Origin of the sequence: Kitasatospora sp. NPDC059599, assembly GCF_042735125.1 — a bacterium.
Classification (GTDB): Bacteria; Actinomycetota; Actinomycetes; order Streptomycetales; family Streptomycetaceae; genus Kitasatospora.
On the sequence record NZ_JBHWCL010000196.1, the window covers coordinates 1 to 16,561 of the forward strand.

At 72.2% G+C, this 16,561-nt stretch carries 10 protein-coding genes and 3 pseudogenes; 6 read left to right on the forward strand and 7 right to left on the reverse strand.

Annotated elements, in window-relative coordinates; genetic code table 11:
* Window positions 1-766: 766 nt before the first annotated feature.
* The gene (locus ACFV04_RS39755) at window positions 767-2,281 is read right to left on the reverse strand and encodes an IPT/TIG domain-containing protein (protein ID WP_380535914.1); all 1,515 of its coding nucleotides are present in this window, start codon (window positions 2,279-2,281) and stop codon (window positions 767-769) included.
* 389 nt (window positions 2,282-2,670) lie between these two features.
* On the opposite strand from ACFV04_RS39755, the pseudogene ACFV04_RS39760 reads away from it, so the two are divergent.
* Together ACFV04_RS39760 and ACFV04_RS39765 are read left to right on the forward strand one after the other, a co-directional pair.
* Window positions 2,671-2,813 (forward strand): annotated as a pseudogene (locus ACFV04_RS39760) (DUF1206 domain-containing protein); the annotation flags it as partial.
* Between the two features lie 228 nt (window positions 2,814-3,041).
* The gene (locus tag ACFV04_RS39765; protein ID WP_380535916.1) at window positions 3,042-5,264 is read left to right on the forward strand and encodes a histidine kinase; all 2,223 of its coding nucleotides are present in this window, start codon (window positions 3,042-3,044) and stop codon (window positions 5,262-5,264) included.
* Window positions 5,265-5,357: 93 nt separating this feature from the next.
* On the opposite strand, the gene ACFV04_RS39770 is transcribed toward ACFV04_RS39765, so the two are convergent.
* Complete coding sequence (locus ACFV04_RS39770) at window positions 5,358-5,972, reverse strand: DNA-binding response regulator (protein ID WP_380535918.1); 615 nt, start codon at window positions 5,970-5,972, stop codon at window positions 5,358-5,360.
* Window positions 5,973-6,058: 86 nt separating this feature from the next.
* Between ACFV04_RS39770 and ACFV04_RS39775 the strand changes: the two genes are divergently transcribed.
* The 3 genes from ACFV04_RS39775 to ACFV04_RS39785 all read left to right on the forward strand — a co-directional run bounded on the left by ACFV04_RS39775 (window position 6,059) and on the right by ACFV04_RS39785 (window position 12,337).
* Complete coding sequence (locus ACFV04_RS39775) at window positions 6,059-6,793, forward strand: ABC transporter ATP-binding protein (protein WP_380535920.1); 735 nt, start codon at window positions 6,059-6,061, stop codon at window positions 6,791-6,793.
* Window positions 6,790-9,270 (forward strand): ABC transporter permease, encoded by a 2,481-nt coding sequence (locus tag ACFV04_RS39780; RefSeq protein WP_380535922.1) that lies wholly within the window; start codon window positions 6,790-6,792, stop codon window positions 9,268-9,270. Before ACFV04_RS39775 ends, ACFV04_RS39780 begins: the two co-directional genes overlap by 4 nt.
* A 955-nt stretch (window positions 9,271-10,225) precedes the next feature.
* On the forward strand, window positions 10,226-12,337 hold the full coding sequence (locus ACFV04_RS39785) for an NACHT domain-containing protein (protein ID WP_380535924.1): 2,112 nt from the start codon (window positions 10,226-10,228) through the stop codon (window positions 12,335-12,337).
* 407 nt (window positions 12,338-12,744) lie between these two features.
* Here the strand turns inward: ACFV04_RS39785 and ACFV04_RS39790 are convergent, their stop codons facing one another.
* From ACFV04_RS39790 to ACFV04_RS39805, 4 genes are all read right to left on the reverse strand, one after another.
* Window positions 12,745-13,347: a hypothetical protein gene (locus ACFV04_RS39790; RefSeq protein WP_380535926.1), complete on the reverse strand. Its 603-nt coding sequence runs from the start codon at window positions 13,345-13,347 to the stop codon at window positions 12,745-12,747.
* Between the two features lie 279 nt (window positions 13,348-13,626).
* Complete coding sequence (locus ACFV04_RS39795) at window positions 13,627-14,088, reverse strand: hypothetical protein (protein WP_380535928.1); 462 nt, start codon at window positions 14,086-14,088, stop codon at window positions 13,627-13,629.
* A 261-nt stretch (window positions 14,089-14,349) separates the two neighbouring features.
* Window positions 14,350-14,745 carry a hypothetical protein gene (locus ACFV04_RS39800; protein ID WP_380535930.1) on the reverse strand — a complete coding sequence of 132 codons (396 nt, stop codon included), beginning with the start codon at window positions 14,743-14,745 and terminating at the stop codon, window positions 14,350-14,352.
* A 151-nt stretch (window positions 14,746-14,896) separates the two neighbouring features.
* Window positions 14,897-15,676 (reverse strand): DUF6461 domain-containing protein, encoded by a 780-nt coding sequence (locus ACFV04_RS39805; RefSeq protein WP_380535932.1) that lies wholly within the window; start codon window positions 15,674-15,676, stop codon window positions 14,897-14,899.
* 165 nt (window positions 15,677-15,841) lie between these two features.
* On the opposite strand from ACFV04_RS39805, the pseudogene ACFV04_RS39810 reads away from it, so the two are divergent.
* Window positions 15,842-16,124 (forward strand): annotated as a pseudogene (locus ACFV04_RS39810) (hypothetical protein); the annotation flags it as partial.
* On the opposite strand, the pseudogene ACFV04_RS39815 reads toward ACFV04_RS39810, so the two are convergent.
* A pseudogene (locus ACFV04_RS39815) lies at window positions 16,079-16,561 on the reverse strand (hypothetical protein); the annotation flags it as partial. The pseudogenes ACFV04_RS39810 and ACFV04_RS39815 sit on opposite strands and share 46 nt — an antisense overlap.

Consider the following 16,561-nt stretch of genomic DNA (forward strand, 5'->3'; position numbering starts at 1 on the left):
ACGCGCCCGCGCCGCCCGCGCCCGACCTGCTCTGGGAACGGGTACGCGAGCACCTCACCACCGTCCCCGCAGTCGAGCGGGAGCGCCTGCTGCGGGGACGGAGGCGCCCGTGACCCGCTCCGCGGTAGGTCATCTACTCCGTGGCCGCCCGGTCGGCGATGTCGGCGAACTCGTTGCGGATCGACGGCAGCCGCAACAGGCCGCAGGCGGTGTCGATGGCCGTGGTCACGGCCTGCTCGGTATTCGAACGCCGCGTCGCCGGGGTCACGAGCACCGGCACAGGCACCGGCCTCGCCGTCGTCCGCCGGGTCGCCGAACTCCACGACGGCACCGCCCGGCTCTCCCCCGCCCCCCCGGGGGGGCGGCCTGCTCGCCGAACTCCTCCTGCCCTTCACACCACCGGCTGACACGGCCCAGCAAGACGCCGGCCATCTCCGGGAACACCTGCGGAGCCGCAGTGGCTGGCCGGCGTCCCCGGCATGCGGCCGTGGTGTCCGGGCGGGCAGGACGCGCGCTGCCCGCCTCGCCGGCAGCGTCCGGCGCGATACCGCGAGGCCCGGTGACCGCAGGCCTCCGCGCCTGACGTCACGTTCCAGGTCGGGAGCGACGGCACCGGTGAGCGGGGCACAGGGGCTGCTGAGGGGCGGGCCTGCGGTCCGGTCGGCCGTCCGGCGTCGTCAGGGCTGCGGCCTGCGATCTCGTGTCGGGGGCCGGGTTCGCCGGAGTCTGCGCGATCCGGACGGCGGACGGCGCTGCACCGGCGGTGTCACAGCTCCTTGTAGGTGAACTCTGCCATCGGGCCGGCCGGGGACGAGTAGCCGTTCGACAGCACGGTGACGTCGATGGTGTCGGGTTTGCCGATGCCGATGGTCGGGGCGGGCGCGGTGGCGACGATCTCGCTGGGTGCTCCGGTGCGCTTGACCTGGACGGACGGGGACGGGTTGTCGCCGAAGTAGACCTGGGCGTCGGAGGCGAAGTTGACGCCGGTGATGGTGACGGAGTCACCCTTGCGGCCGTTGTCCGGCGCGATGCCGGTGACCATCACCGGGGCGGGGCCGTCGTAGGCGAACTGGGCGAAGGGGACAGCCGGGGAGGTGCCGAGGGTGGTGGTGACGCGGACGGCGACCACGCCGACGCCGGGAGGGGCCGACACGGTGATCGCGGTGCCGTCGCCGGTGACCATCGGGTTCTGGCAAGGGACCGTGCCGAAGTCGACCGCCGTGCCTTCGCCGAAGCCGCTGCCGGCGATGACGAGTACGCTTCCGGCCCCGCCGGCATTGGGGGTGATGGCCCGTACCACCGGGCCGGGCAGCACGTCGGGGGCGCCGAGCAGACCCAGGTAGGTGGAGTTGGCGTGCTGGTAGGCAACCTGCCCCAGGAAGTCCTGGAGCGTCTTCTTGACCATGACCGGGTCGTAGTCGCTGTTGTAGTCCGGGTGCAGCTGGTCGGCATTGCCCGGCTGGGCGTAGACGTGGGGGCCGGGCAGGGCGGCGATCGCCGTGATGACGGCGTCGACGTCGTCGTTCGCCGCCGGGCCGGGCGGGTCGGGGTACCACTTCTTGGCGCTGTCGAGACCGGTCCAGGCCTGCGGCACCAGGTCCCAGGCGTTGTAGTAGCGCTCGTTGGCGACCCAGGTCAGGGAGTCCACGTACGTCGCGAAGTCCTGGCCTCCGGCGGTGGGGGCGGCGAAGGTGTAGAGGCCGAACCGCGGGGTGACGCCCGGCCAGGTCTGCGTCTGGAGGTAGGGCGCGACCATGGTGGCGATGCAGCCGCCCAGGCTGTGACCGATCACGAGGACGGTGGGGTTCGGTGCGGCTCCGGCGAGTGCGCCGGCGAGCGCCCGCACCAGGGTGATGCCCGCCGTGCTCATGGTGACGACCTGGCTGAACGCCTCCATCGCGCCCTTGGAGACGAACACCGGGGCGGAGGGCGAACCGACGGCGGTGAACGGCACCACCGTGCCCACGTCGAGGTCCTCCAGCAGGTCGGTGACGTTGGCGACCGTCCCGCGCAGGACCACGGCGAACGTGTTGGAGGACCGGCTCGCGGCCAGGTACGCCATGTTCGCGTTGTCCGGGCTCAGCCCCAGCCACTGCAGGCTCCAGTCGTTCCCGGTCGCGAGCGAGGACGTGGCCACCTGCTCGTTGATGCCCAGGAAGATCCGGTTCTGCTGCTCCGCCGGTGTCTCGCCCGATGGACGCGGGGTGGCCGCGGTCGCCGCGATCGCGGCCAGTGTCATGGCCACCTGCGGCATGGTTGGTGTGCTCTGTTCCGTCGGCATGCGTACTCCTGGGGGTCGGACCGCCCCACCGGACGGCGAGGCGCACACCATCCCGGTTCCGCCATCCGCACCTGACGATGTATCCGGACACCCGACGTCATCCCACCAGCCGCGCGACCAAGCCGAGCAGCCGCAACAGCCGGCCGGCCGAGCAGCACCCCCGGCGCCCGGACAGGACCGGCGAAGCGGCACCGGCCACACCAGGCCGGCGGTCAGGCAGCCACCGAACGGAACGGACCGGAGCAGGACGAACGGGTGAGACGGGCGGGCGGCAGACGCCGAGCCGGTCCGGACAGCAGCCGGTGCACACGCCAAGGACGACCGAACGCCGGGCCGGCAGACGGCACGGGCGCCTTCGTCCTGGCCGCAGCCGCCCGCTCCGGACCGGACCGGACCGGGCGAAGGGCATCGACGACACCCTCCGTTCCTTCGCGGACACCCCGGCCGGCCCGTGACTGCTCGTCGTCCCGGCCCTCGGCCTGTGCTGTTCGGGGTCTTCTCCTTCGTCTCGGTCCCCCGGCGGCGCTTCTGACGGCCAGTGCGCCGGAAGGGCCGGTCCCGGTGTGCAGTCGGCACGACGGACCCGGCGAGCCGCTCGCGGCTGGCCGCCGTTCAGGGACGGTGCACTGAGCCCCCGCGGGCCAGGACCCGCCCCGGACGGCCGTCCGGGCACCGTGGCTCAGGGTCGGCTGCCCCGGGTGTCCGACGGACGGGACGGGCCTGGATCCCGGCGGGCCCGCACGGTGCGTACGATGCTCCGGTGCTGGGGAATCGGGGGAGGGACGTCGCGCTGTGGCGGGCGCGGGCGTTGGTCGTCGCGGTGGCCGTCGCGCTGGTGGCGGTGCACCTGGTGAAAGGGCTGGCGCGCATGTCGGCGGAGCCGGTTGCCGGGCTCGCGGTCACAGCGATCTGCCTCGCACTGGTGGCGTTGCAGCTGCGGCACACCCGGTCCGTTCCGCCGGGGGCCCTCGGGTGGGCGGGCTGGACGGCCGTGGAGTCGGCGATCGGCTTCCTCGCGGTCGGTCCGCTCGGCGTCTCGATCGGCCTGCTCTGCCTGCCGGCGGCCTCGCTGCTGCTGGAGAAGCGCCGACTTGTGCTGCTCCTGTTCGCCGCGGGCGCCGTCCTGGCCGGCGCGGTCCGGCACCTGGACGTCCGCGACACCGTCGACCTGCTGCTGACGGTCACGCTCGGCGGCGTCATCCTGTACGCCGTCACCACGCTCGCGCTGCTGGCGGACCGGGTCCACGCTGCCCGGCTCACCCTGGCGGCCTCGGCGGTCACCGACGAGCGGCTGCGCATCGCGTCGAGCCTGCGCAGCGAGTTGTCCGAGGGGCTGGCACGGATCCACGGCCTGGCCGTCCGGGCGGATCCGTCCGTGCTCGACGAGCTGATCGACAGGGCCCGCACGACACTGTCGGCTGCCCGCGCCACCACCGCCGAGCTGCGCAGCCTCTCACTCGCCCCGGAGGCGGCCAGCGCCCGGGCACTGCTCACCTCCGCGGGCATCGTGGCCGACATCCGCATCGGGCACCGCGAGCCGCTCGGACCGACCGGGACAGTGCTCGCGACCGTGCTGCGCGAGGCGGTCACGGCGGTCGTCCGGGTCGGCGATGCGCGCCGGTGCGAAGTCACCACCGGTGAGCGGACCGGACGGGTGGTCCTGCGCGTGGTCAGCGACGGCGTCCCGACGGCGGCGCTCGGCGCGGACGTCCTGGACGGCCTCGCGGAACGGGTGCACGCCGCCGGCGGTCGGCTGACGGCAGGTCTGGAACCGGACGGGCGCTTCGCCGTGGAGGCGGTGGTCGCCGCCACCGCCGCCCCGGCGGTCTCCGCCGACCCGCCCGAGCTGCGTGCCGCGCTCGGTCTCTACTACGTTCTCCTCGCCGCCTTCTGCGGCAGGGCACTGCTGTTCGTGCCGAGATCGGTGTCCGGCCTCGGCCTCGCGGTGGCCTGCGCGCTGGCGTTCTGCGCCTTCCAGATCCGCTTCTCGATCCACGACGCCACGCGGCACGCCCGTGCCGCCCTGCTCGTCTCGGCGGTCCTCGCCCTCGCACCGCTGCCCTGGCTGGGCCGGAACTGGATCGGCGCGGCCGGCATCCTGGCCGGCTCGCTGCTGATCGCCCTGCCGCTGCGCGCGGGCGCGGGCCTGGCGGCCGCCCTGGCAGTCGCCGCCGGGGTGATCGGCGGGGGCGGCCCGGCGGCCGTCGTGCTGACCGCCGTCAGCGTGACGATCACCTGCGTGGTGGTCTTCGCGGTGCTGCGCCTGGCCCGGCTGGTACGGGAGCTGCAGCGGGCGGGGGCCGGCCTGGCCCGCGCCGCCGTCGTCACCGAGCGCCTGCGGGCGGCCCGGGACCTGCACGACCTGCTCGGGCACGGTCTGGCCGCGATCCTGCTCAAGGCCGAGCTGGCCCGGCGCCTGGCGGGTACCGGGACCGTCACCGGGGCCGCGGTCGGGGCCGGCGCCGCAGTCGGGGCCGGTGCCGGTGCCGGTGCCGGTGGCGCGGCCGGTGCCGCGGACGGTGGCACGGCCGGTGACCGCTGCCGGGCCGAGCTGGCCGACATCGTGCGGCTGGCCGCACGCGGGCGGGCCGAGCTGGGCGCGGTGGTCGAGGACAGCCCCCGGTTGTCCTTCGTCACCGAACTCGCCTCCGCGGCGGCGGTCCTGGAGGCGGCCGCCATCGCGGTGGAGCTGGACGACGCCCCGGTGCCGGCCGAGGCGGGCACCGTGCTGAGCGTGGCCCTGCGCGAGGCCGTGACCAACATCCTGCGGCACAGCTCCGCCCGTCACGCGCGGATCGCCACGACCGTCACCGGGGCGTCGGTGCGCCTGGAGGTGGAGAACGACGGCGTCGGGACCGGTGTCACCGCGCCCGGCTCCGGGATCGGCGGCCTGACCGTGCGCCTCGCCGAGGCCGGCGGCACGCTGACCGCAGGCTCGGACGACGGCTGGTACGTGCTGCGGGCCGAACTGCCGTTGCGCTGACCGCACGGAACCGGGCACACCCGTCACGGGGCCGCACACCGACCCGGGCTTCGCCCCGGGGGAAACGGTTCTCCGGGGGTCTCCGGCGCGCCGCTACGACGCCAGCCAGCCCGCCTCGCGGGCGATGCGCACCGCGTCCGTCCGGTTGCGGGCGTTCAGCTTGGTGACGACCGCGGTGAGCACGTTGCGGACCGTCCCCGTCGACAGGTGCAGCCGGGCGGCGATCTCGGGCGGTTCCGCGCCCCCCGCCAGTTCCCGCAGCACGTCGTTCTCGCGCGGTGTGAGCGGATTGTCCGCGAGGTCCCACGCGACCACGGCCAGCGACGGGTCCAGCACCCGCTCGCCCTCGGCGACCCGCCGGATGGCCGCGACGAGGTCCACCGGCGGGGCGGTCTTCAGCAGGAAGCCGTCGACCTTCGCGTCCAGGGCCCGGCGGAGCAGTCCGGGGCGGCCGAGCGAGGTCAGCATCAGCGTGCGACAGCCCGGAAGCTTCTCCTTCAGCGCCGCGGCGGCCTGCAGACCGTCCGTCAGGCCCGGCATCTCGATGTCGAGCACCGCCACGTCGGGGGTGAAGACCATCGCGCGGGGCACCACCTCGTCCGCCGAGTCCGCCTCCGCGACGACCTCGAAGTCGGGCTCCAGTTCCAGGAGTGCCACCAGGGCGCCGCGCACCACGTGCTGGTCCTCGGCCAACAGGAGTCTGATCATGTCCCGACCTTACCCGTGATGATGTCACGGGTGCCTCGTGAACCCGTCCCTGGGAGGGGAGTTCGCAGTTCGGCAGGCTTGGGGACATGAACGAAGCGATCACTCTGGACGCCGTGAGCAAGGTCTACGGCAAGGGGCGGGGCGCGGTCGCGGCCCTGCGCGAGGTAACGGTGCGGCTGCCCAAAGGCGGCTTCACCGCGGTGATGGGGCCGTCCGGTTCGGGCAAGAGCACCTTCCTGCACTGCGCGGCCGGCCTGGACCGCCCGAGCTCCGGCACGGTCCGTCTCGGCGACACCGACCTGTCCCGGCTGGACGAGACCAAGCTGACCGAACTGCGGCGGGAGCGCGCCGGGTTCGTGTTCCAGTCGTTCAACCTGATCTCCTCCCTGACCGTCGAGCAGAACGTCACCCTGCCGCTGCGGCTGGCCGGTCGGCGGGCCGACGCCGGACGCCTGGCCGAGCTCGTCCGCCGGGTGGGGCTCCAGGAGCGCGCCGGGCACCGGCCCGGACAGCTGTCCGGCGGCCAGCAACAGCGGGTGGCGATCGCCCGGGCGCTGATCTCCGACCCGGAGGTGGTGTTCGCCGACGAACCCACCGGGGCCCTGGACACCATGACGGCCCGTGAGGTTCTGACACTGCTCCGGCAGACCGTCGACGAACTGGGCCAGACCATCGTCATGGTCACCCACGACCCCGTCGCCGCGTCCTATGCCGACGAGGTCCTCTTCCTGGCCGACGGCCGGATCGTCGACACCCTGTCCGGGCCGACCCCCTCCGAGGTCGCCGACCGCATGATCCGCCTGGGAGCGTGGAACCGATGATGCTGAGCTTCGCCCTCACCACCCTCCGGCACCGCACGGCCGGCTTCGCGGGCGCCTTCGTCGCCCTCTTCTGCGCGGCCGCCCTCGTCTGCGGGTGCGGGACCCTCCTGGCCACCGGCCTCACCGGCACCGTCCGCCCGGAACGCTACGCGGCTGCGCCGATCGTCGTCTCGGGAGACCAGGACGTGCACAGTGTCGAGGACCGGGGCAAGGGGAAGACCAAGGAGAAGAGCAAGCCGATCGCCGACCACGCCTGGGTACCGACCGCGCTCGCCGACCGCATCGCCGCCCTGCCCTCCGTACGGGCCGTCGCCACCGAGGTGACCTTCCCGGTGCTGTTGCCCGGCGGCCCCACCAGCGGTTCCTGGGGCCACGGTTGGGAGTCCGCGCCGCTGGCCGGGCTCACCCTCGGCTCCGGCCGCGCACCCGCCGGCCCGGACGAGGTCGTCGTCGACGCGCTCACCGCCGCGCGGGCCCACCTGTCACCCGGGTCCACCACCGCCGCCCGTACGGCCTCGGGCACCCTGACCGTCCGCGTGGTCGGCATCACCGCCCGGGGGCTCGACAGCCAGGCCGCCGTCTTCTTCGCCCCCGACCGGGCCCGCGGGCTGGCCGGCCACGACGGCCTGGTCGCCGCGATCGGTGTCTTCCCGGCCACTCCGTCGGCAGCCGACGACGTCCGGGCGCTGCTCGCCGGCAGTCGGACCGTCCCGGCCCCCGTGGCCCGCACCGGCGACGACCGCGGCCTGGTGGAGTTCCCCGACGCCGCCAACGCCCAGGTCCGCCTGGTCAGCGTGGGCGCCGTCCTGGCCGGCACCTCGCTGCTGGTCGCCCTGCTGGTCGTCGTCGGCACCTTCGGCCTGTCGATCCAGCAGCGGCAGCGCGAGATCGCCGTCCTGCGGGCCGTGGCCGCGACCAGTCGGCAGGTCCGCAAGATGATCGGCGGCGAGGCGCTGGCGATCGGCCTGGCTGCCGGGACCCTCGGCGCCGGTGCCGGTCTGCCGTTGGGCGGCTGGCTGCACGGCCGCTTCGTGGCCCTGGACGTCATCCCGGCCAACCTGCCCGTCGTCATCTCTCCCTTCCCCGTCGTGGCGGCCGCGGCCTGCGCCGTGCTGACCGGGTGGGGAGCCGCCCGCATCTCCGCCCGGCGCGCCACCGCCATCAAGCCGGTCGAGGCCCTCGGCGAGGCCGAGCTGAAGCCGCTGCGCCTGGCCTGGGCGCGGATCCTCTCCGGCGTCCTCGCCGCCGCCGGCGCCGTCGTCCTCACCTCCCTGCTCACCGTCCTGCACTCCGACCAGGCCTCGACCCCGGCCTGCTTCATCGCCGTCCTGCTGTGGTGCACGGCGCTCGCCCTGCTCGGCCCGCTGGTGGTCCGAGGCGGGGTCGGTTTGCTCGGCCCGTCCCTGCGGGTGTCCCGGGTCGGCGGCTACCTGGCCGTCCACAACCTGCGCGCCGGCGCGCACCGGCTGGCTTCGGTCGTCACCCCGCTGACCCTTCTGGTCGCGATGGCCTGCACCATCCTGTTCACCCAGACCACCGTCGACGGTGCGGCGGGCGCGCAGCGGGACCGCGGGAACGTCGCCGACTTCGTCGTCGGACCGCGCGTGCCGGGCACCGCCGCCCAGGCGCTGGCCGCGGCCCCGGGCGTGCGGACCGTGACCCGGGTGCTCCACACCCAGGTGCGGGACGGACTGACCAAGCGCAGTGTCCAGGCGGTCACGCCCGAGCGCCTGTCCGACACCCTCGACCTCGGCATCACGTCCGGCGACATCGGTCGTCTGGCCGACGGTACGGCGGCGGCGGCCGACGGGCTGGGCTACCGGCTCGGCCAACGGGTGCGCCTGGTCCTCGCCGACGGCAGCCCAGCCGAGGTGACGGTCGTCGCCCTCTACGCACGCGGTCTCGGCTTCGGCGACCTCACCCTGGCGCACTCACTGATCGCCGCCCACGTGGACGTGCCGCTCGACAACGAACTGCTCGTCCGCACCGACGGTCCGGCCGGCGCCACCCGGCAGTCCCTCACCGCCGCCCTGCGCGCCGACCCCGGCCTGGGAGTGCTGGACCGCGCGGCCGCCCAGGCCTCGGAGAACCGGGCCAGCGCCCAGATCGGCTACGTCACTCTCGGGCTGATCATCGCCTTCGTCGCCATCGCCGTCCTCAACACCCTGGCCATGAGCATCGCAGACCGGCGGCCGGAGTTCGCCGCGCTCGAACTCACCGGCGCCACCCGCCGCCAGATCCACAGGATGCTCGGCTGGGAAACCGCGACCTCCGTGGCCATCGCCACCGCACTCGGCCTGACCATCGCCTACGCAGTCCTGACCACGTACGCCCAGGGCATCACCCGCGGCACGGCCGGGGTGGCCGTACCCGCCACCGGCCTCGCGGCAGTCCTCGTCGGCACGGCCTCACTCGCCGTCATCGGCACCTGGGTCCCCGCTCGCGCCACCCTGCGCGGACTGCGCCGCCGTGCCTGATCGCCGGCGCGGAGCGGGGAGAGGGCCGGCACGCTTCCCCGGTGCCGGCCCTCGTGGCGGCCGGGCGGCAGCCGCGCGCGGCCCGAAGGACAGACCGGGCACGCGGATCCGGCGGCTGCGGCCTGACTCCCGTGCCGGTTCGGCCACTTCGGCCGCCTCGGCCCTCGGTCACCTCGGCAGGGTCCGGGAGATGCATGCCCGCCGACCACGCGTCGGGCCACCGCTAGGGACGGGCGCTCCCTGGGTCCCCCGGGACCCGGTTGCCGTGGAGGCCGAGAGGGATCCGCACGGGAAGGTGGACACGGTGCCATGCACCGACCGACTACCCCCACGGTCAGGACGCGCCAGCGCTCCATCCTTCGGAGGCACGCGTCAGCCTCGGTTGGCGGCATGCCTGCTCGGGCCCGACAGTCCCGGACCCTCGGAAACAACCTGTCGCCTTGGGCGGCGGCCCTGTCAGCCGTCGCCGCGGCCATCGGCCTGTTCTTCAGCGCCACGGTTGCGGCCTCGAGCGCCGATGCGACACACAAGCAGCTGGAGCGGGACCGGCGCGCGCAGGCCGGCCGGGTCGGCGGGATGTCGGCGACCCACAGCCGGTTCGGGGCGTTCGCGGTGAAGGCGCGTTGGACCAGGTCCGGGGCGAGGTCGGCCGCCGCAACTCGGGCGGGTACTTCATCGGTGCAGCCATGACAGAGGCTCCCCTCTCACGGCCCATCAGGCCAGGTCCGGCAACCTTCCCACCTCGGGGGAACCTCACTGCACTGCGTGCTGCTTCGCGTTGATCCGCAGCCACTCGAGGGGCGACTCCACGGGCGTCGGCCATTCGCTTTCCTCGGCCCCGGTAGCCTCGCCCTCGGTAATGGCGGGCGGGTGGTGCAGCCGGATTCGAACCTGACAGCTGTGAGCCGATCGGGTGGGAGTAGCAGCGTCATGTGTACAGAACGCGGGCCCGGCGGTGATCATCTTTGACATGGGCTGCACAAGAGGGCAGGACCGGTACCGGCGGGCGGCGGGCGTGGTTGCGGCCGTGGTATGTGTGACGGGGGGCGTCTGGGCACTGGTGAAGCTGGGCACCGCAGAGCTGAGTACCTCCGAGCAAGTCGGGGTGTTGGGCCTCCTTCTGGGCCTGGTGCCGATCGGGGCCGGGGCGGTGCGACTCCTCAAGCCCGTGGGCGAAGTCGACGTGGAGGGAGCCGCCACCAGCCTGGCCCGGGCCGTGGAAGCCAGCGAGCTGGCGCAGCGACTGCAGCTGCTCGGCGGGGACGATCATCCGATCGACGTCGGCTTCTCCTTCCTCAGCGCTCCTTCGCGTGTTGCCGAGCACGCCGGAGCGACCGGGAGCCTGAGTGAGATCACCGACTACTACCGGCAACTGCGGCCCCGGCGCTTGGTGATCACCGGTGCACCCGGGACAGGCAAGACCGTACTGGCACTCGAGCTGATGCTCGGGCTGCTCGAGTGCCGCGGGCCCCATGACCCGGTGCCGGTGCGCCTTGCCCTGGCCAGTTGGGATACCACGGTGCCGCTGGAGGACTGGCTGGCCGGTGAGCTGGTCGACATCTACCGGCTCAGCCGTGGAACCGCTCGGGCGCTGGTCGAGCAGCGGCGGGTGCTGCCGATTCTGGACGGTCTGGACGAGATGGACGCCGCTGGCACCCCTCGCCGATCCTCGCGAGCAGCTGCGGCGCTGGCGGGCCTGAATGCGTACCAGGCCGGTCGCAGCAAGGCGCCGATGGTATTGACCTGCCGCACGGCGCAATATGAGGCGCTGGCCGGGAGGGCCCGCCTGCTTGACTCGGCCCGTGTGGAGGTCGAAACCGTCACTCCCCGCCAGGCTCGTGACTTCCTGGCAACCCGAGTGTGGGATCCACAGCTGTGGGGCCCAGTGCTGGACACCCTCGACCGTGATCCCCACGGCGCGGTGGCCCAGACGCTCTCCACCCCGTGGGTGCTGACGCTGGCCATCACCGTCTACGAGGCCGACGGCGACCCCGCCGGGCTACTCGACCTGGCCGAGTCACAGGCAATGCAGCAGTACCTGCTCGACCGATTCGTACCGGCCGCGACTGACCTGCACGTGCGCGCGGGAAACGCCCCCTACGATCCCGGGGACGTCGAACACTGGCTGACCGTCCTGGCCGACTACCTGAACGACAACGCCCGCACCGGCCGCACCGTGGGCGGATATCAGCTCTCCGCCTCCGACTTGGTGCTGCACCGGCTCTGGCCGATCGCAGCCGGCCGAGCCAGGACTCTGGACACAGTCATGTGCGCGGTAACCGGGCTCGTATTCCTGGCCTGGCTCGACAGCGCCACCTTCGAGCCGACGGAGATCGTCCCAAGCATCGTCTTCGCGCTGCTCGTAGCGTGCTGGATTGTCGTGGCCAGCAGAATCACCTGGCCCACTCCGAAGAGCATCGATCTTCGGCGGCTGCGCACCCCCGCTGGGCGTCGTGCAACCACCGTTCCTCTCGCGGTCGGACTCTCCGCAGCGCTCATCTACTCGCTGGCAGTGGCCCTTCCCGCGGCTTCTCCTCCTGACTACCCGCTGATGAATGCGCTGGCGAACGCGCTCACGCCGGCTCTCCCGATGGGGCTCGTCGGCGGGCTTGCGTTCGGGCTGAGGACCAATCTGGAGACGAGCGCGCCGCACGGCGCAGTCGAGGGCCCGAGGGGCCTGGTCCGTGCCGACGCCAGGGCAGGGCTCACGGTCGGGCTCGGCATCGGGCTCGCATCATCGCTTGCGGTAGTAGTCCAGTCCGGGTTCACGAGCGAGGGCCTTTCGCTGGAGAACGCATTCCGGGACATCACCGTTCTTGCCGCCTTCGTGGTAGGCGTGTCTTTCGCAGGCGCGCTGGTCTGGGCCGGCGCCTGGCGCCGATACATGGCAACGCTGCTGTGCACACGGGGCCGCCTGCCACGGCGGCTCGGCCGTTTCCTCGACTGGGCGTACGGTGCCGGCCTTGTCCGGGTCTCCGGGACCGCATATCAGTTCCGACATCGAGAGCTGCAGGATCACCTGGCTGGCAGAGTCCGGACGTCCCGACGTGCGCCTGCGGTGACCTGAACATCTGCCCTGCCGGTCTCTTGCTGTCGATGTCGATGCGCGATGGCCGGTTGGCCGGCGCGGCCGGTCCTGAAGGCCGCGGTTGCACGACCCGCCGGGGCTTGGCCTTCCTGGCGTGAATCCGGTCTCCGACACGACACGTTCGCGGCCATCGGCCATGTGGCAGTGCCACGGCGATCGGGCCCGTCGTGTCCCGGGCGGGGCGCCGAGGTCCGGGACGAGGACCGGCAAGCGGCCGAGGAGTTCCCCGGCGTCGACACCACCGTCCGCGCCGGCCTTCCGGCGTGCCTCAGCCCGAACGGCAACCTCGGCGCCCGTTTCCTCGTCCCGGAGGGAGCCGGGGAGCACCTCGTGCGTTCGGTGCGGAAGGCCGTTGCCCGGGGTGGGCGGAGGTCCTCGTACGTCGGTCAGTTCAGGGTGAATTGCCAGTACGCAGCGTCGCGGTCCGCGGTGGACTGCGGGGCGACCTTCACCGTGACGAAGCCCCCCTCCTTGTCGGGCTTGAACCGCACCGGCACGGTGCGCTTCCGGTCCGCGCCGAGGGGCGGTGTGAGGGCGGATTCGGTGCCGGCCCGGTCCAGCACGGTCACGCCCCAGCCGGGGATGTCGGGGCTGCGCGGTTTGCCCCCGCGGACCACGATGGGGGCGAAGCCGCTCATGCCGACGCCGGTGCCCGGGGGTGTCCCGCCCGGGCGCAGTTCTTCGTCGGTGCCGTTGTCGTAGGTGACGGTGAAGCTGTAGGTGTCGTCAGGGTCCCGGTGCGGTGCGCTGACGGTGATCGTCAGGCCGTCATCGTAGTGGGCGGTCGCGCCGGGGCTGAGGGGTTCGGCATCGCTTCCGGACGTGCCTTCGAGGTGCCCGTACCCGGTCAGGCCCTTCTCGAACTCGCCCAAGGCCACGCCTCCCAGGACGACGAGGGCGGTGAGGACGGTCACCGCGATGCCGCAGCCGGTGGCCCACCGCGGGCTTCCCGGGGTCGGGGGCTTGGTGGGAGTCGAGTCTGTGTCCATACAGGTCACGATAGGAAGCGGCCGGCGCGGGCTCATGGGTCACCGTACTCAATCACCGGCTGAGTAGTGTCGCGCCCGGCCGCTCGGGGTCGGCCGGGGCAAGGTGCTCCCGCGCATCCGTGCATCCGGTTCCCGGCCCGTTCCCACGCGTTGGGTGAGCAGCGGGCCGTCCGGGCCTCGGCCCCCACCCGCGAACGGCCCGTCGGACGCAAAACACAGGACGCAGGACGCAGGACGCAGGACGCACCTGCTGTTCCGGGAGTTTCCATTGACGTTTGGTCATCCCGCCGCCGGCTCGAAGACGAAACGGAACCGCTCCACCCCGTCCAGCAGTTCCGTTTTCGCGCGATCACCCAACTCCGGCGAACTGTCCCAATAGACGCTCAGCATGAAGTTGCGCGACGGTCCTCCGAGGTCCAACGCCACATCGGCAGGGCCAGAGAATAGCGTCCATGCTTCCAAGCGCCCCGTAAGAGACCTGTACGGAGCCTGTGCGATGAGCGTGAACCCGTCTGGACGCACTGGATTTTCAGTGACCTCAAGAGTCACGGCCGCATAGTGATCCCGAATCGAGCTTCGAATCTTGATCGCCCCGTCGACCGACGTGACGCCTGGAATTTCTTCACTCAAAGGAAGATCAAGCCAGTTGCCGTCCTCGACGAACTCACTCCGCTCCCACAGCCCGAACTGCGAACGTTCAACTGAAACCAGGCCGGTGGCCTCGGCGTGGGGGGTCTGCATATCAGCGATCCTTCCACGCGGATGTCACTCAGTGGTCTGCTTCGGAACAACCTCCAGGAGCGGGTTCGGCTGCGTACACGATCTCCGTCCGGCCTCCTGGACGCGTGCTGACCCATCGGACGGGCCGGCCACCGCTCGCTGCCCGACAGGACCGGAACGGGGAGCGCGGCCGACAAGCAGGCGCGGTGCGCGGCAGCGACCTTCCCGAACGCGCCTCGGCGGCCCTGCCACAGCTGCCCCGGACAACCGGCGGCCGGTCCGTCACCACTGCCTGCCGCGCCTGACCAGGACCGCCAGCACCACCACGGTGGGCAGTCTGATCAGCAGGGACACGGCAAATGCCGCGTATGAAACGCCGCCGCCCGCCATCGCCATCACGTCCAACACGGCACCGAGAGACATCAGGGCCACGCTCACGAACCCGGCCCACGCGACCCACCGCGAACGCCACACCAGGAAAAAAGCGGTGACGATCAACGCCGCGCACAGGAGCAGGCTCGTCGTGTCGATCCGCACATCGAACCAGGTCACAGCCTCCGATCGCTGCCACGCGTTCGACCCGAGCAGCGCCACCACGACCAGTGCACCGGCCAGCACCCTGCACCGACGCGCCGACTCCGGATCGTCGGCCCCCAGCCGGTCGAGCCGGTCACGCAACGGCCGGTCCTCACGTATCCGACTTCCCATGCCCGGAACCATATCGCCACGCCGCCGCGGCTCCTGGAGGCGATTCCGCGACCGTGGTGGCCTGGAGGCTCTGATCCAGGCGGCGCCGGAGTGTGAGGACTGGTTCTGCGCTGCAGGTGCGCTACGGGAGCTGTACGCGGCGGGGGAGTTCGGGCGGGCCCGGGCGGTGCTGGTCGAGGCCGACGCCATCGATGCCAGGCGACCGCCCGGGCTCGCCGGCAGAGCTGGTGACGGACTGGCCGCTCTGCGGGAGGGGCAGCGCCGCGGGGACGAGGGCACCGAGGGGTCGTCCCAGGCCTGCGCGGGCGCTCAGGGGCGGCGGGGAGGGCGGGGCGAGGGGCGGGCGTCGGACCAGCACAGTCGGCAACTCCTGGGTGACTGCCTGTTCGTTCAGGTGTGCTCCGGACAGGTGGGTCGCCAGGTCGAGCGCGGCTTCTCGTGGGCTGATGCCGTGTCCGTCCGCGGAGTTGAGCATGCCGATTTCCTGCATGGTGGTCAGCAGGCGGTCGGGGGCGTGGCCGGAACGTCGGTGCGGTGCGAGTGCCTCGAACCGGGTCACCGTGGTGCCGTCAACGAGGTAGGTGAAGCTCCCGAGGGCGTTGGCGTCGCTGGAGACGGCGATTGCCTCGCGTCCTTGGGAGATGTGGTGCAGGAGGTCGAGGTCCGCGCCGAGTTGGCTGTGTTCTTCCACGCAGATCAGCCAGGGGCCGGCGGTCGCGAAGCGCGTCGGGGCCGACTCTCCCTGGGTAACGGCGAGGTGTGTCGCGGCTTTCCGGTCCATGATGAGGAGTTCTGTGCGATCCGCTCCGAACGCGTCGGCACCCTGCTCGGGTGTGAGGCCTTCGACGAACAGCAGGTGGTACTGAAGGGCGTTGCCTGTGAGCCAGTTCCAGTTACCCATGGGGCTGTGCACCTCCGGTGCGATCCTGTGAGCCTGGTTCCCAGGGCCCTTCGGTTCAGCGGGCCACTGGGACCGTTGTCGGAAATTCCGATCAGGCCGCGACCTGCGAGATGTGGAAGTCGCCGCCGAGCACGCGCTCCCCCTGGATGAAGTTCGACAATTCATGGTGGGGCCAGCCTCTCAGCCGTTCCTGGCGCCGGCCGGGCCGGCAGGAGGTGGGTGGTGGAGCGGAGCCGCTCGTGGATGAAGAGCTTCGGCAAAGCTGCGGCGCGGCACCGAGAAACTCAGTCGCGTCGTGGACTTCCACCTCTGCCTGTCCGCCGCGGTTGTCGCACTGCGTATGCTCATCCGCCGCGCGACCGCGGGGACGGCCGCTCCACCACCACGTGCCTGGGGTGGCGCCTACGGGTGGGTGTTCTTGACCGTGGGCTGCGTCTTCTGGTTGTAGATCTCCTTGCCGTCCGCGTTGTAGGCGTGGATGTAGGGGGACGGGGGGAAGGAGTTCGCGTCGAGGCTGGTGGTGATGGCCGCCGTGTGGACGAACGCGCCGCCTGCCATGACGGTCGGGTACTGCGTCGGGTCGTCGCCGTAGCTGATGGTGATCTTGGCGACGTCGGGTGTGTAGTGTCCGGCACCCAGCGAGAGGCGCTGCCCGGCGGCGGCCGGCGTGCTGTAGCTGTCGAAGAACTCGATCAGGTGACCGGTGCCCCACAGGCGGTCGTTGATGAACGTCGCGGGGGAGGACTTGCTGGTGCCCTTGTTGCCCTTCGACTCGCATTGCACGTACTGGTTGGCGGAGTTGACGGCGATGACCACGCCGTCGGTGTCCGCCGAGGCGATGGGAGTGCGGACGGCGATCACCGCGTGGTACTTCGACGCGTCGGA

Bases quoted from the DNA above. Each gene is read 5' to 3' on its own strand.
- ACFV04_RS39790 (WP_380535926.1), bottom strand. From the start codon at position 13,347: ATGGACACAGACTCGACTCCCACCAAGCCCCCGACCCCGGGAAGCCCG.
- ACFV04_RS39795 (WP_380535928.1), bottom strand. From the start codon at position 14,088: ATGCAGACCCCCCACGCCGAGGCCACCGGCCTGGTTTCAGTTGAACGT.
- ACFV04_RS39755 (WP_380535914.1), bottom strand. From the start codon at position 2,281: ATGCCGACGGAACAGAGCACACCAACCATGCCGCAGGTGGCCATGACA.
- ACFV04_RS39775 (WP_380535920.1), top strand. From the start codon at position 6,059: ATGAACGAAGCGATCACTCTGGACGCCGTGAGCAAGGTCTACGGCAAG.
- ACFV04_RS39770 (WP_380535918.1), bottom strand. From the start codon at position 5,972: ATGATCAGACTCCTGTTGGCCGAGGACCAGCACGTGGTGCGCGGCGCC.
- ACFV04_RS39780 (WP_380535922.1), top strand. From the start codon at position 6,790: ATGATGCTGAGCTTCGCCCTCACCACCCTCCGGCACCGCACGGCCGGC.
- ACFV04_RS39805 (WP_380535932.1), bottom strand. From the start codon at position 15,676: ATGGGTAACTGGAACTGGCTCACAGGCAACGCCCTTCAGTACCACCTG.